Annotated in this window: 10 protein-coding genes; 3 read left to right on the top strand and 7 right to left on the bottom strand. The window is 69.9% G+C overall.

The window, feature by feature from the left end; all coding sequences use genetic code 11:
* Position 1: 1 nt before the first annotated feature.
* The 3 genes from IT371_05830 (at position 2) to IT371_05820 (ending at position 3,815) form a co-directional block, all read left to right on the top strand.
* Positions 2 to 1,474, top strand: coding sequence for an AarF/ABC1/UbiB kinase family protein (locus tag IT371_05830; protein ID MCC6747159.1), 1,473 nt, complete (start codon positions 2 to 4; stop codon positions 1,472 to 1,474).
* Between the two features lie 57 nt (positions 1,475 to 1,531).
* Positions 1,532 to 2,371: a MerR family transcriptional regulator gene (locus IT371_05825; GenBank protein ID MCC6747158.1), complete on the top strand. Its 840-nt coding sequence runs from the start codon at positions 1,532 to 1,534 to the stop codon at positions 2,369 to 2,371.
* A gap of 73 nt (positions 2,372 to 2,444) precedes the next feature.
* A complete protein-coding gene (locus IT371_05820; protein ID MCC6747157.1) occupies positions 2,445 to 3,815 on the top strand; it encodes a hypothetical protein in 1,371 nt (456 codons plus the stop codon).
* A 24-nt stretch (positions 3,816 to 3,839) separates the two neighbouring features.
* Here the strand turns inward: IT371_05820 and IT371_05815 are convergent, their stop codons facing one another.
* The 7 genes from IT371_05815 to speA all read right to left on the bottom strand — a co-directional run bounded on the left by IT371_05815 (position 3,840) and on the right by speA (position 13,987).
* Positions 3,840 to 6,356, bottom strand: coding sequence for a hypothetical protein (locus IT371_05815; GenBank protein MCC6747156.1), 2,517 nt, complete (start codon positions 6,354 to 6,356; stop codon positions 3,840 to 3,842).
* A gap of 117 nt (positions 6,357 to 6,473) precedes the next feature.
* Complete coding sequence (locus IT371_05810) at positions 6,474 to 7,493, bottom strand: hypothetical protein (GenBank protein MCC6747155.1); 1,020 nt, start codon at positions 7,491 to 7,493, stop codon at positions 6,474 to 6,476.
* Between the two features lie 137 nt (positions 7,494 to 7,630).
* Complete coding sequence (locus tag IT371_05805) at positions 7,631 to 7,939, bottom strand: hypothetical protein (protein ID MCC6747154.1); 309 nt, start codon at positions 7,937 to 7,939, stop codon at positions 7,631 to 7,633.
* A gap of 66 nt (positions 7,940 to 8,005) precedes the next feature.
* Positions 8,006 to 9,547, bottom strand: coding sequence for a hypothetical protein (locus tag IT371_05800; GenBank protein ID MCC6747153.1), 1,542 nt, complete (start codon positions 9,545 to 9,547; stop codon positions 8,006 to 8,008).
* A gap of 108 nt (positions 9,548 to 9,655) precedes the next feature.
* Entirely contained in the window at positions 9,656 to 10,684 is a 1,029-nt protein-coding gene (locus tag IT371_05795; protein ID MCC6747152.1) for a hypothetical protein, read from the bottom strand.
* 49 nt (positions 10,685 to 10,733) lie between these two features.
* A complete protein-coding gene (locus IT371_05790) occupies positions 10,734 to 11,792 on the bottom strand; it encodes a hypothetical protein (protein MCC6747151.1) in 1,059 nt (352 codons plus the stop codon).
* Positions 11,793 to 12,064: 272 nt separating this feature from the next.
* Positions 12,065 to 13,987, bottom strand: coding sequence for a biosynthetic arginine decarboxylase (speA, locus tag IT371_05785; protein ID MCC6747150.1), 1,923 nt, complete (start codon positions 13,985 to 13,987; stop codon positions 12,065 to 12,067).
* Between the last annotated feature and the right edge of the window lie 21 nt (positions 13,988 to 14,008).

Below are 14,008 nucleotides of genomic sequence, written 5' to 3'. Positions count from 1 at the left end.
CGTGGCGGGCGCCGGGACGGGGCCCGAAAGCCTCTGGGACCGCAGCCGGGCCATCGTGGAGGCGCTCGGCGGGTGGGCCGGACGGGCCGCGTTCGAGAAGAGCACCCTGGTACAGCTCCTCGGCGGGCGTCGTCTGGCGGCGGCCTCCGACGAAGAGGCCTCGGCGCGCAGGCTGCGCGACGGGCTCGAGCGCCTCGGTCCGGTCTTCATCAAGCTCGGGCAGCTCCTCTCCACCCGCCCCGACCTCGTTTCACCCGTCACGATGCGGACGCTGCAACGGCTGCAGGACCGCGTGGCTCCCATGTCGCCTGGCGAGGTGGAGGTGGCGCTGCGCGCTCACGCCGAGGCCGTGGGGCACGACCCCTTTCGCTCGGTCGAGAGCGCGCCGGTCGCCGCGGCGTCGCTGGCCCAGGTCCATCGGGCGCGGCTGCACGACGGGCGCTCGGTCGCGGTGAAGGTCCGTCGTCCGGGCGTGGAGCGCCGGGTGGGGCTGGACCTGAAGATCCTGGCGCTCGCGGCGGCCCTGGCGCAGCGGCACCTTTCGCGTGGCGAGACCTATGACCTGCCGGGTACCGTCGAGGAGCTCTCCCAGGCCTTCGCCGAGGAGCTCGACTTTCGCCACGAGGCGGAGAACCTGCTCGTCTTTCGCCGCAACCTCGACGGCTTTCGCGCGGAGCTGATCCTGCCCGAGGTCTACCTGGAGCTCACGACCCCGTCGGTAATGGTCATGGAGTTCATCGACGGCCAGCCGCTCTCCCAGGCCCCGGTCGAGTGCCTCGGCACCTCCCGGCGCGAGACGCTCTCGCGAGTGCTGACCCATTCCTACTTCCAGCAGTTCTTCCTCGACGGCATCTTTCACGCCGACCCGCATCCCGGGAACGTCTTTCTCACCCCCGAGGGCAAGGTGGCGCTCCTCGACTTCGGCATGGTGGGGCGGATCGAACGCCAGGTCTCGGACAACCTCGTGCGCGTCTTCTTGAACTTCCTCGTGAAGGACAGCCACGGCGTGGCGCACGCCTTCCTGGACCTCGGCAAGCCCACGCGCGAGGCCGACGAGATCGGCTGGATCATGGACGTGCGGCGGCTGCTGCCGCGCTACCACGGCATGCGCCTCGAGCGGTTGAACCTCGGCACGTTGCTCGTGGACCTGCTGCGCTGCGCCGCCCGGAACAACATCCAGGCCCCGCCGATCGTGGCGCTCGTCTGCAAGAGCCTGGCGAACATGGACGGCTCGGCGCGGCACCTGAATCCACACATCGACGTGATCGGCATGTTCCGCAGCTTTCTGCCGAGGGTGCTCGAGGAGCACGCCCGCCGCGTGGCCTCCGTCGAGGACGCGGCGAAGGTGGCGCTCGATACGACCATCAACGTGCAGCGCGCGGCCTTCCAGATCGGGGCGATTCTCGAAAAGGCGGCCACGGGGCGGCTGCGCCTCGTCGTGGACCCCCTGCCGGCCAAGAAGCGCCGAAGGTAGGTGCCGATCGCGGCGCGCGGTGGTCGCTCCACCGAGGTTCTGCTATAGCCTTGCCCGATGCCACCTGCCCCCGGCCTCCTCAAGATCAGCGAGCTCGCGCGGCGCACGGGCGTCCCGCCGGCCACGATCCGGTTCTACATCCGGGAGGGCCTGCTCCCGCGCCCGACGGTCAAGACCTCGCGCAACATGGCCTACTACGAGGAGTCGTTCGTCGGGCACATCCAGCTCGTGCGGCGGCTGCAACAGGACCGGCGCCTTCCACTTCGCGTGATCAAGTCCCTCGTGGTCTCGGGCGGGGGAGGGGAGGCGGAGGTCGCTCCGAGTCCGGCGGAGCTCGAGGCCGGGATCCTCGCGGCGCTGGAGTCTCGGCGCGGCGGTCCGGCCCTCACCCGCGAGGCGCTGCTCGCGCGCAGCGGGATCGACCCCGACGAGCTCGAAGCGCTTGCCGAGATCGGCCTCGTGTCTCCGACGCGCCAGGGGCGAGGTCAGCGGTACTCGTCGGAGGACGCGAGCCTGGTCGAGCTCATCGCGCGCGCGCGAACGCTCGGTATGGGGCGCGAGCTCTTCCCGACCGCCGACCTCGTGATCTACCGGGACGCCGTGAGCCGGCTCGTGGGGGAGGAGACGGCCCTGCTCGTGCGCCGACTGCGGGGCCGCGGCCTCCCCGTGCCGCCGCAGGCCCTCGTGGAGGTGGCGCTCCACGTCATGGGGCAGTTCATCGTGGAGCTCCGACGCAAGCTCGTCGGAGAGCTGCTCGCGGGGCTCGAGGGCGGGCGCAGTCCGGTGGGGCCTGAAGACCGGCCGGCGCGGGGGCCAGGCCGGGGCACGCGGAGCCGGGGGACGGGAGACCGGCCAGCCGCCCGGAGTCGCACACCGCGAAAGAAAGCCAAGCCTTAGAAGGCGGCGCGCTCTCCTCGGGGCACGGGCTCCTCGCCTCGCGCCTGGCGCGGATCTTGAACCATCAGCCACCGTGATCGTCTCGGGCTCGTCTCAGCCGCACCCGTCGTGCGCCCGCCGCTCGGCGCTTCGCGTGGGTGCCGTCGTGGCGTTGCTCGCGTTCGCGCAGACCTCGGCGCAGGCCGCGCCGGCCGGGGATGCCGCGCCCGCGTCCAAGGCCGGGCTCGTCGAGCGGACCCTCGCCGCCGGCCGGAGCCTCGCGTTCCGGCTCTTCGGCCTCGAGCTCCGCGTCGGCTCGCGGCCGGTCCTGCACGGCCTGCACGAGAAGCTGGCGGAGGGCGCGCTCGTGGCCGCCGAGCAGCCGAGCTTCCGCTCGCGCAACACCCTCCACGCCAAGCTCGTGGGCTTCGAGTCGGGGCTGTCCGCCTTCTGGGCCGACCTGAAGCAGCGGCCCCTGCTCGCCCGCGCTCGCGTCCTCGGACAGCAGGTGCGCTTCCGGGCCGAGCTGGCGCTGCGCGTGGCCCGCTTCGCCGCCCGCAACCAGACCTACTCCGAGGCGGTCGGAGAGGAGGCTGCCCTCCTCGCGCTCCAGGGCCTCGGTCGCGTCGACGCGCCGCAATCGGCGCGGGTTCGGCAGGTCTTTCGCGCCGCGTGCCAGCAGGCCGGAGCCGCCTTCGCCCCGGCCTTCTCCGCCTACGGCCACGCCCTGCCCGAGCAGGAAGCCGCGTACAAGGAGGCGGCCACCAAGGCGGGCCCCACGGCCTTCCGCTGGCTGCCGCGCCTGCTCTTTCGCGCCGAGAGTTCGGGCCGCCGCCTGTACAGCGCCGCCGAACGCGCGCACTACGAGGAGCGGGTGCGGCACCTGCTGACCCACGCCTCGCTCGAGGACATCGCCACGGTCGTGGCGCAGGACCTGGGCCTTCGTTTCACCGTGACGGCGGAGCAGATGGCGGCGCACATCGATCGGCTCGTCGAGCCCGGGCACCGGGCCCGCCCCGACTTCTCCAGCTTCCCGCAGAAGGCCGACCTCTCGCCCGAGGATCGGCGCGGGCTGCGCTGGGCCATTCGCCTGGCCAACGCCACCTGGAAGGCGGGCCAGATCCACCGCGCCGTCTGGGAGAAGGAGATCGGTGTGGGGCCCGAGTACAAGCGCTTGCCCAACTACGACCGCATCCAGCCGGGCGCCGGCATGTACGGCCAGTTCGACGTGGCGCTGAGCCGGCTCTTCGCGAAGAAGCTCGACGAGAGCTACCACGCCTACGACGCCTACGATCTGTCGCGCGCGGCGCTCTTCCGCCAGACCTATCGCGACCAGCTGGCGCAGCTCACGCCGCTCGTCGGCTTCCGTCGCGCGCGCCAGGAGGCCCAGGCCGCGGCGCTCTCGCGCGTGGTCTTCGAGGTCTTTCTCGACGTGCGGACGCTGAAGCGCGGTCTCGCGCCGTAGTACGTCGGGGGGGGTCGCTCCAGCCTACGGCATGGCCTGCAGGCCGTCCGCCACGGCGGGAAGCAGGCTCCCGTCCCAATCGTAGGGGGCCTTCATCCCGTAGTCTCCGCCGTGCCGGAAGGCCGTCAGCCGGAACTTGGGCTTTGCTACCTTGAACTCGGCCGCCGGCACGACGAGCACCATCGCGTTGTCCTTGATGATCACCCGCGCCGCCGAGGCGAGCGGCTTGGTCGTCCCCCCTGAGGCGTCGGTGACCTGCAGCGTCCAGCCCTTGGCCGGGTCGTAGCCCGCCACGTACCAGCGGTCGGTGCCCTTGAAGAAGTCGTTCGGGTACTGCGCCCCCGGCTGGTAGTTGTTGAGCTCGACCCCGTCGGCGTCGAAGACGAAGCCGTACTGGAAGTAGCTCTTCGGATCCTTGAGCGGGACGGGCTTCTCCAGCACGCTCGTCAAGACGACCATGTCCCCCGCCGGCACGGGCGAGGCGCCGGTCGGGCACAACGTGTACCCGTTCGGCCCCTGGCCGCAGGGGAAGTCGGAGTTATTGAAGAGCTGGTTCACCTGCAGCAGCTGCATCAAGGTCACCGCCGCGGCGTAGCGGATGATCGTCGTGAAGTCGTGGGCCACGTTCTTTATCGGCACGCTGCCCGAGGAGTGCACGATGCGCACGAGGTTCACGTAGAAGCAGGCCGCGTAGAGCGGTGACTGGAGCAGCGTCGAGATGGCGTAGGCGCTGACGAGCGCCGCGTCGTTCGCGGTGCAGGTCGTGCTGCTCGCGCAGACGCAGTTGCAGTCGGCCTTGACGCTCGACTGGGGGTCGCTCTTGTACTGATCGTTCGTGCCGCGGTCGTAGTTGGCCGAGGCGAAGCGCCAGGCCTCTTCGTTGGTCGTCACGCCGTCGCCGTTGCCGTTCGGCGCGCGGTCGGCCTGATCGTTCGTGAAGGCGCTTCGCAGCGTGCCACCGATTATGAACCCCTTGTCGTCCCCGTCGATCCAGCCCCAAGAGACGACCTCCGACGAGGCGTTGGCGAAGACGTTTACCCCCGGCAGCCCGAGCGAGCTGTCGCCCTTGAGGAAGTTCCCCGCGTAGCAGCTCATGATGGTCACGTTCAGGTTGCAGTAGCCCGGCTGGCGGCACTCGTTCTTCTTGTGGTCCATGGTGGCGGGGCAATGGGCCGCCTGCTGGATGGCGGCCTTGAGCTGCGCGGGGGTGAGCCGGCCGTGGCCGTTCTCGGCGTGGATCCCGCCGTCCGCGTAGCCGTGGCCGATGAGGTAGATATGCGCCTCGTCCAGGCACTTCACGTCCTTCACGAAGGCCGTGATCGCCGCGAGCGCCTGCTCCGCCGTCGGTCGATCGATCTTCGTGGCCGCGCCGTCCCCGAGGCGCAGCGAGAAGAAGGCCCAGGCCTTGTTCATCTCGGCCTCCATCCACGAGGCTCCCGGGCTGTCCCCGAGGTTGATCACGAGCGCCTTGCACGAGGTCTCGAGCCTCTGGTCCTCGGGCTTGCAGAAGTAGGCGCAGGGGGCGCCCCTCACCGTGGGGGGGGTGTAGGGCGGCTCGCGCGGGCCCACGAGCCCGGCCCCGCAGCCGACCCCGGAGAGCTCGCTGTCGCAGTCCGGCCCCGTCCAGCTGGTGAAGCTGAAGTAGAGGTCCTTGGAGTCGAGCGTGACCGTGAGGCTCCCGTCCCACTCGTCGGACGACTTGGCCTCGACCGGGCTCGCCGGGGCGCTGACCCGCGTCCAGGCCTGGTTCGCGAACTTCTTCTGCGCGTCGAGCGGCAGCTCGAAGGGGTCGGAGAGCTTCGGGCCCGCGCCCCCCGTGAAGGCGAAGTTTCGCACCAGCCACTCGGGTCCCTCGGCGTTCTTCTTCCATTTCCCGTCGCGGTCGAGGTCGGCGGCGACGTTCAGGTAGCGCTGCCCGGCCCCCACGCCGTCCACGAGCAGGCGCCCTTCGGCCTTCTGCGCCGTGTAGTCGGGGTAGATGACCCACGCCGCGCGCAGGGTGCCGTCGCGTGAGGCGTCCCCCACGCCGGTCGGGCGCTTCGCCGCCGCTGGAGAAGGGGACGCGAGCGGCGCGAAGACCTGTGCCACGGGCCGCCCGGCGACCGTGAGCCCCTTGCCGTTCAGGCGCGGCCACCAGGTCTGGTCCTCGACGGTGACCTTCCCCGTGGCCACGTCCACGAAGACGTACTTCGTGGGGTGCGCGAAGGCCGCGTGCGGGGCGCGGTCCACGAAGGCGAACCAGTAGTCCCCCGTCGGCACGAAGGCGCTCGTGCCGCTGGCCGGCGCGATGGCATCCTCGCGCTTGAGCGGGCTGCGCAGCACCGTGGCCGTCCACTCGCGGCTGCCATCCCCGATGATGTCGGCCGAGAGAAGACGCGTGATGAGCTGCTCGGCCGAGGTGATGGCCGTCGAGGTCGAGCCGTCCCCCGTCGCCGCTCCGTCGGTGCTCGAGCTCGAGCCACCGCACGCCGATGCGGCGAGCAGCGCCGCGAGCGCCCAGGTCGTCCGTCGTCGAGAAAGATCCCCGCTGCCGCGCCTCATGCGTCGCTCCCTTCGTTCCGCTGTAACGTGAGGTGTGAGAGCGCGGAGAATAGCGCGAAGGAGGGGCGGGGCCAACGACCGCCACGCTCGCCCCCGCGGCCGCAACCGATCCGGCAGTTAGTCGTCGTCGTCTTCGAGGCCCGGCCCACCGTTCGAGGTGAAGAACTCGTCACCGAGACGCCAGATGCAGGCCACCCCGCTCTTCCATTCCGAGGTCCAGACCACACGCTGGCTCCTGGGATCGAAGTAGCCCGCGTGGCCGGTCTTCCAGGAAGACTGCCATTCGATCTGGCCCGTGACGGGGTTGAAGACGCCCCCGATGCCGGTCTTCCAGCCCCCGTCGCGGTGGATCACGCGCTCCTGGTCCGGGTCGTAGACCGACGCCGACGGATTGCTCCACCCTCCCCCGTGGACCTCCCAGCGCCTCGTGACCGGATCGAGCGCCGAGGAGAGCCCCGTGCGCCACTTGCTCTCGAGGATCGGGCTGCCGTCGGCTTTCACGCCCACCACGGCGATGCTCGAGCGCCACGCCTTGTGCCAGGAGATCTCCCCCGTGCGCGGGTTGCGGTAGGCGATGAGCCCTGACCTCCACTCCTTGCGGCACTCGCCGGCGAAGCCCTCGACGAAGTCGAAGGCCGAGAGCTCGACGGCCACGAGGTCCGCCGCCCGGATCGGCACATCGGCCGCGAAGGCGGCGAACATCGCGTCGCCATCGTAGACCAGCCGCACGGTGTCGAGCCCGGGGAGGAAGGCGTTGTAGGCCTGGTAGTCCGAGCGGGCGAGCTCGACGGGCTCCCCCGGCTCGCGTCGGTGCGCCGCGAGCGCGTCGCGGAGCGCCGTCTGCACCCCGCGGAGCGTCTCGTTGATCGTCGCCACGAGCTCGCGGGCCTCCGGCGTCTTCGCGCGACTCACGTAGAGGCGCTGCTTGCGCACGCTGCCACGCGACCCGAGCGCGAAGAGCCGATCCTGGTCCTCGGCGGCGCGGCGCAGGGCCTCGCGCACCTTGTCCTTGGCGCCCCCTTGCGCGGCCCGCTCGCTCCCCGAGCCCTCTGAACCCTCCGGGCCGCACCCCGTGCCGTGAACGAGAGGGAAGAGCCCGAGGCTCGTGGCCAAGGCCACCCGGACGATCGCGCGCATGGTGATCTCTCCTCGGCGTGACGTCGCACGCCGCGACGCCGCGGACGTGGCGCGTCAAGCCGCCACCTAGCCCCGGCGGAGCGAGATCCCTGCAAGCCGAACGCCACACGCGAGCAACGGCGATCCCCGCGCGATCGCTACTCGCCGGCCGCGCCCCGGGTGGCTCGCGCGTTCGCCTTGGCGTTCTTCTTGGTCAGCGCGGCGTTCTTCTTCCACTCCGCCTTGGCGCCCTTGGGACCCTTCTTGAAGAGCCCGCGCACCGAGCGGCCAAAGGTGCGTGCCCCGTCGCGGGCCGCGTGGCCGCCGGTCTTGGCCGCCGCCTTGGCGGTCTTCTTCGCGCGCCCGGCCTCGGCGGAGGAGCCCACGAGCACCGCGCAGAGCAGACAGATCAGCCAGCCGCCGCGCCGGACAGCCTGGAGAGGAGCTCTGCAGCTTCGGAGGTCCATGTCTAAGCGTGACGCGTGCGCCCTCGCGGCGTCAATTCCTTCTCCCCGACGCCCCCGCAGGGGAGCTCACTTCTCGGCGGTGTAGACGCCGCCCCCGGCGAGCACCACGATCCGCGGTCCGTCTCCATTCGCCGCGGCGGCGAGGACCTGCGAGGGCAGAAAGACGTCACCCCCGGTGTACGTCTCTCCGTCGGTCGAGAAGTAGGCCTGCCGTTCGACCGTGGTGACGAGAAAGCGATCCCCCGCGCGGTGCACGCTGTGCACCTTGCCGCCGCGGGGAAGCGTGACCTTCTTCCAGCTCGCCGCGTCGTCGACGGAGCTGTAGAGGCCCGCGTTCGCCGCCAGCATGATCACCCACCGCTTGCCGAGCCCCGCCGCCGCGGCGATGCGGTTCATCGTGCCGGCGTTGTGCGGCGTCCACGTCGTCGCGTCGGGTGAGGTGAAGATCGTCCCGCCATCCCCCGCCACCAGCACCTTCGCCCCCGTGCCGCCCCAGGCGATCGCGTAGGGCGTCTGCCATGCGCCGGTGTCCGTGATGGTCCACGTCAGTCCGTCGGCAGATCGATAGAGCTGGCTGGTCAGCAGCACGTACGCGCCCACGGGATCGCCGGCCCAGATGACCTGTTGATGGCCATTCACCCCGTGATCGAGGTCTTTCCAGCTGCTCTGCCCCTGCGTCAGGGTGTAGACGTACGTGAGGCTGGGGCTCGTGCGAGAGAGCAATGCGACGTAGCGTTTGTTGGCCGCCGAATAGGCCAGGCTGCGAATCGTCGCGTCGCTCGGTATACCCGTGTTGGACATCGCGGTCCAGGTCAGGCCGTCGGCGGACTCGGCGAGCGCCGCACGGGCGCCACCCGCGACGTAGCGCGCTCCGTCCCAGATCAGGCAGCCGAGTCCGGTGACGCTCGAGCTGCGCTTCGTGAACCCGCCCATCGTGGTGTTTCCGTCGGGAGAAGACGCGCCCCGGTCGAGCTTGCCCCCATCGGGCGTGGCGCCCGCGTCGGAAGGGACGCCCGCGTCGGGCGAGCCGCTGCAGCCCGCGGTGCCGCCGTGCAGCGGGAGGCTCAGGCTGCCGATCTTGACGGTCGCCGAGTAGCACACGGTCGTGGTGCTCCCCCAGGTGATCGTCAGCTTCTCGATCTCGAGGAGCAGGGTGCGGCCGCCGAAGCTCACCGTGAGCTGGCCCGACAGCTCGAGCACGAACCCTGCGCCCTCTCCGCGGACGGTCACGGCGAGCTCGCCGCTCAGCACGTAGTCCCCGAAGGCGCAGCTCTCGAGGCGCGCCGTGCCGCCGAAGTTGAAGGGCAGCGGTCCCGGCAGCGCGGTCACCTGCACGACGAGGCTTCCGCCGCCCGGACACGACACGGTCACCGAGGTCACCCCGTCGGCCTTGGGCAAGGACGGCGGCCCGCCCGGGTTTTGCGCTTCGAAGGCCCGTCGCGCCTCGACCAGGCGCTCCGCGAGGGCCGGCGTGACGCCGTCGAGGAGGGCCTTCGCCTCCGCCGCATCGGCCACGGGCTGTGGGCCGGTCGTCTTCGACGAGCACGCCGCCAAAAGCCCCAGCACCCCCACGATCACTTTCGCTCGATGAACTCGTCGTATCGTCATGGAGGCACGACACCATCGCGCGGGTAGCGTGTCAAGGAGCCGCGGACCGACGGACCGGCGCCCCGGGTGGCCCGCGCGTCGGCCTTGGCGAGCTGCTCGGCGGGTCCGTCAATCGCCGTTCGAGACGGGGTAGTACGTGGTGTCCTCGAAGCCGTACGCACCGTGCGAGGTGAAGTACTGGCCGTCGATGCGCCAGATGCAGGCCACTCCGCTGTTCACCTCGGACTTCCACTGCACCGCGCCCTGCGTGGGGTCGTAGTAGCCGGCGAAGCCCGCGTCCGAAGCCGATCGCCACTCCACCTTCCCGGTGGCCGGATTGAAGACGCCGCCGATCCCGGCGTGCATCCCGCTGTCGCTATGCAGGACCTTCCGCTCCACGGGGTCGTAGACCGAGGCGCTCGAGCTCCGAAGCTTGCCCTCGTGCACTTCCCAGGCGCCGGTCGCCGGGTCGAGCGCCGAGGAGAGACCGTGGTGCTCGCGAGAGCGGACGATCGGACTGCCGTCGGCGTTGACCCCCGTGACGGCGACGCTCGACTTCGGGGCGCTGGGCCAGGTGATCTCGCCCGTCTGCGCGTTACGGAAGGCGAGCAGTCCGTGCTCCTTCAGCACGCGGCATTCGTGGGCGAAGCCCGCGACGAAGTCGAAGGCCGAGAGCTCGACGGGGAGCACGTCGGCGGCGCGGGCGGAGACCCCGCGGAAGAGCCCCGCGAGGAAGTGGGCCCCGTTGTAGACCAGCGTCAGGCCCTCGGCCTCGGCGACGGCGGCGTTGTAGGCCTCCACGTCGGAGCGATCCAGCTCCGCGGGCGCTCCGGGGTTCCGGCGGTGCGAGACGACGACCGGGCGCACGAGCGACTGGGCCTCTCGCAGCCGCGCGTTCCACGCGGCGAGGTGCTGCCTTGCGGTCGTCTCGTTCGCCTTGCTGATGTAGTAGCGCGTGTCGAGCCAGGAGCTGCGCTTGGCGAGCGTCAGCAGCGAGGACTTCTCCAGTGCTGCAGCGTCGAGGGCGGCGGCGAGGTCGTCTCGGGCGCCTCCCTGAGCCGACCGCTCTCCCGCGTCGCGGCCGTCCGGCGCGCCGCACCCGAGGGACGGAAGCCACCCGAGCGCTGCACCGAGGAAGAGAAGGGGCAGAAGTCGCATGGCACCGCTCATTCGCGCTGCGCCGCCCTGCGGGCGGAGCGCGTCCCGGCTAGTTGGGATCGTAATGGAAGCCCCAGTTCCCGTTCGAGGTGTGGAAGTCGCCGTCGATGGACCAGATGCAGGCGGCGCCTCCGTAGTGCCGCCAGACCCATTCCACCGAGCGCGTCTCGGGATTGTAGTAGCCCGCGCAGCCCCAGTCGCGCCGACCGGCCGTTTCCGCGTCGTCGATACCATCTCCCTGCCACTCCACCGCGCCCTTGGCCGGGTTGTAGACGCCGCAGATGCCGTGGCGATCTTCCTGGGCCTCTTTGTGGCGAACTACGCCCGCCGCCTCGTCGTAGACCGACGCGGCCGCGATCTCCTCGCGGGACCCCACGTACTTGACCCAGGCGCGCTCCTCGGGGTCGTAGGCGCTCGAGACGCTCTTGTGCTCGGCGGTCTCGTAGATGGGCGTGCCGTCCGCGTTCTCGCCCACGACCGCGATGCTGTGCCGATACGGCGCGCTCTTCCAGACGATCTCCCCCGTGAGTGGGTTCCGATGGACCACGATCCCGCGCTCGCCGGCCCGACGGCAATCATGGACGAGGCCCTTGGCGAAGTCGAAATCCCAGAGCTGCACGGGCTGCACGTCCTGGTCGCGGATCAGCACGTAAGGCGAAAACGCGCGCAGGATGTACTCGGCATTGTAGACGATGGACATGCTGTCGAGTTTGGGCAGCAGCGCGTTGTACCGCTCGTAGTCGCTGCGCGCGAACTCGGTGGCCGCCTTCGGGCTCGCCCGATGCTTGGTGCGGGCCTCGGTGAGGAGCGTCTGCGCCTTGCGCAGGTGCTCGTTGATCTGGACTATCGCGTTCTTCGCGGCGTCGATCTTGGCGTACGGGACGTAGCGCGTGCCGGCCAGCCAGGAGCCCACGCTCGCATAGCCGGCGAGGGCCTTCTGCTGCTCCTCGGCGGCGTCCATCGCCGCCGTGAACGCGCTCTTCTCACCGCTCTGGGCGGCGCGCTCTCCCGCGACCTCTCCGCCCTCTGCGCCCTCTTCCAGCCCGCAGCCCGTCCCGGCGCAGAGCGCGATCGCGGCTCCCAGGTATGCGTATCGAACGGCCCTCATGGCGTTGCTCCTCGTGCTCGGACGCGTTCCGCGGAGCGCTCGGTGGCGCGTGGCGGCGTCGGTCCATCCGTCGTTTGAGGCCTAGGAGTGCAAACAGGAGGCCACATCTGCGAGGCCGCCGGGCGCCGTCGGATCCTCGCCCCGCCGGCCCACGGAGAGGTGCCATTTCCAGCACTTCCGCGCGTTCAGGGGGACCGGGCTCTCGGAGGGAAGGCGCCGTCGAGGCGGGAGGTCGGGGAGCCGGCGGCCGTAACTCCAGCCGCCGGATCGGGCTACTCGCCCGTCTGTTCCAGGTAGGTGTAGCCGCGCAGGCCCTGCTCGTAGCGCTTCATGAGCTGCCCCGACTCCTCGAGGGTCATGCGCCCGGCCTTCACGGCCGTCTCGGCCTGACGCCGTACGTTCGAGACCAGGTCGTCCGTCTGCCACTGCACGTACGAGAGGACCTGCTGGATCGTGTCGCCGCGCACGAAGTGCTCGATCTCGTACCCGTCGTCGGTGAGGCGCACGTGCACCGCGTTCGTGTCGCCGAACAGGTTGTGCAGATCGCCGAGGATCTCCTGATAGGCGCCGAGCAGGAAGATCCCGAGGTAATAGGGCTCGCCGTTCGGATAGTGCAGCTCGAGCGTGTCCTTCTCGTCGTGCAGGTCGATGAACTTGTCCAGCTTGCCGTCGGAGTCGCAGGTGATGTCGCAGAGCACCGCGCGCCGCGTGGGCTCCTTGTCCAGCCGATGGATCGGCATCACCGGGAAGAGCTGCTGCACCATCCAGAAGTCCGGCACCGACTGGAACATGGAGAAGTTGCAGAAGTAGGTGTCGGCGAGCGCCTTCTGCAGCCCCTCGAGCTCGTCGGGGACGTACTTGCGATCGTAGAGCATGCCCAGGATCTTCTGCACCGTGGCGTGCGCGATGTTCTCCGCCAGCGCCCGCGTCTTCAGATCGAGCAGGCCGAAGTTGAAGAGGCTGATCGCCTTGTCCCGGTAGTCGAGCGTGTCGTGATAGAGCTCCTGGAAGTTCTTCTTGTTCACGTTGCGGTAGGCCTCGTGCAGGGCCTGCAGCACGTCGGGGGCGTCGGCCGGCAGCTCCTTCGGCACCTCGACCGCTCCGAAGCTGTGCGAGCCGAGCACGTTGAAGACCAGCATGCTGTGGTGGGCCGTTACGGCGCGACCTGACTCGCTCACGATCACCGGGTGCGGCACCCCCTCCTTCTCGCACACGTCGAGCAGCGTCGAGACGATGTCGTTCGCGTACTCCTGCAGGGTGTAGTTCGAGGAGCTGACGTAGTTGGTCTGGCTGCCGTCATAGTCCACGGCCAGCCCGCCGCCCACGTCGAGGTAGCGCATGTTGGCGCCGAGCGTGTAGAGCTCGGTGAAGAGCCGCGCGGCCTCGGCCATCCCCTCCCGGATGGAGCGGATGTTCGTGATCTGGCTGCCCAGGTGGAAGTGCAGGAGCTGCAGGCAGTCGAGCATCTCCGCCTCGCGGAGGAGCTCGATGAGGTTCAGCATCTCGGTGATGTTCAGGCCGAACTTGCTGCGCTCGCCCGCGCTCTCCTGCCACTTGCCCGAGCCGCGGCTCGAGAGCTTGGCCCGCACGCCGATGATCGGCCGCACGCCGAGGCGCCGCGCCGCATTGATGATCAGCTGCGCCTCGGTGAACTTCTCCACCACGGGGATGATGGTCTTGCCCATCTTGGTGCCGAGGCAGACCATCTCGATGTACTCGGCGTCCTTGTAGCCGTTGCAGACGATGAGCCGGTCCTGGCTCTCCACCATCGCGAGCACGGCCCAGAGCTCCGGCTTGCTGCCGGCCTCGAGCCCGTAGCTGTAGCGCTCGCCGTAGTGCAGGATCTGCTCCACCACCTGGCGCTGCTGGTTCACCTTGATCGGGAAGACGCCCGAGTAGGTCCCCTTGTAGCCGTACTCGCCGATGGCGCGGCGGAAGGCCTCGTTGAGCTGCTCGATGCGGGTGCGCAGGATGTCGGAGAAGCGGATGAGGATCGGAAGCTGGATCCCGCGCCGCTGCAGCGCCTGCACGAGCTCCTGCAGGTCGATCTCCTGCCCTTCGTGTCCTCGGGGGCGCGCGGTGACGTTGCCCTTCTCGTTGATGTCGAAGAAGGACAGGCCCCAGTTCACGATGTTGTAGAGCTCGCGGGCGTCCTTGACGCTCCAGAGCTGCATGGCGTCGGACAGCTTGTTCATCGAAGACTCCTCTCCTCGACC

It is taken from the genome of Deltaproteobacteria bacterium, from assembly GCA_020848905.1.
Classification (GTDB): Bacteria; Myxococcota_A; Polyangia.
Note: the sequence above shows the minus strand (reverse complement) of the source record. Positions and strands in the feature narration are given on the sequence as shown.

What these genes read in the sequence shown, in the direction of transcription:
- IT371_05790 (MCC6747151.1), bottom strand. Translation starts at nt 11,792, where the DNA reads ATGAGGGCCGTTCGATACGCATACCTGGGAGCCGCGATCGCGCTCTGC.
- speA (MCC6747150.1), bottom strand. Translation starts at nt 13,987, where the DNA reads ATGAACAAGCTGTCCGACGCCATGCAGCTCTGGAGCGTCAAGGACGCC.
- IT371_05795 (MCC6747152.1), bottom strand. Translation starts at nt 10,684, where the DNA reads ATGCGACTTCTGCCCCTTCTCTTCCTCGGTGCAGCGCTCGGGTGGCTT.
- IT371_05805 (MCC6747154.1), bottom strand. Translation starts at nt 7,939, where the DNA reads ATGGACCTCCGAAGCTGCAGAGCTCCTCTCCAGGCTGTCCGGCGCGGC.
- IT371_05800 (MCC6747153.1), bottom strand. Translation starts at nt 9,547, where the DNA reads ATGACGATACGACGAGTTCATCGAGCGAAAGTGATCGTGGGGGTGCTG.
- IT371_05810 (MCC6747155.1), bottom strand. Translation starts at nt 7,493, where the DNA reads ATGCGCGCGATCGTCCGGGTGGCCTTGGCCACGAGCCTCGGGCTCTTC.
- IT371_05825 (MCC6747158.1), top strand. Translation starts at nt 1,532, where the DNA reads ATGCCACCTGCCCCCGGCCTCCTCAAGATCAGCGAGCTCGCGCGGCGC.
- IT371_05815 (MCC6747156.1), bottom strand. Translation starts at nt 6,356, where the DNA reads ATGAGGCGCGGCAGCGGGGATCTTTCTCGACGACGGACGACCTGGGCG.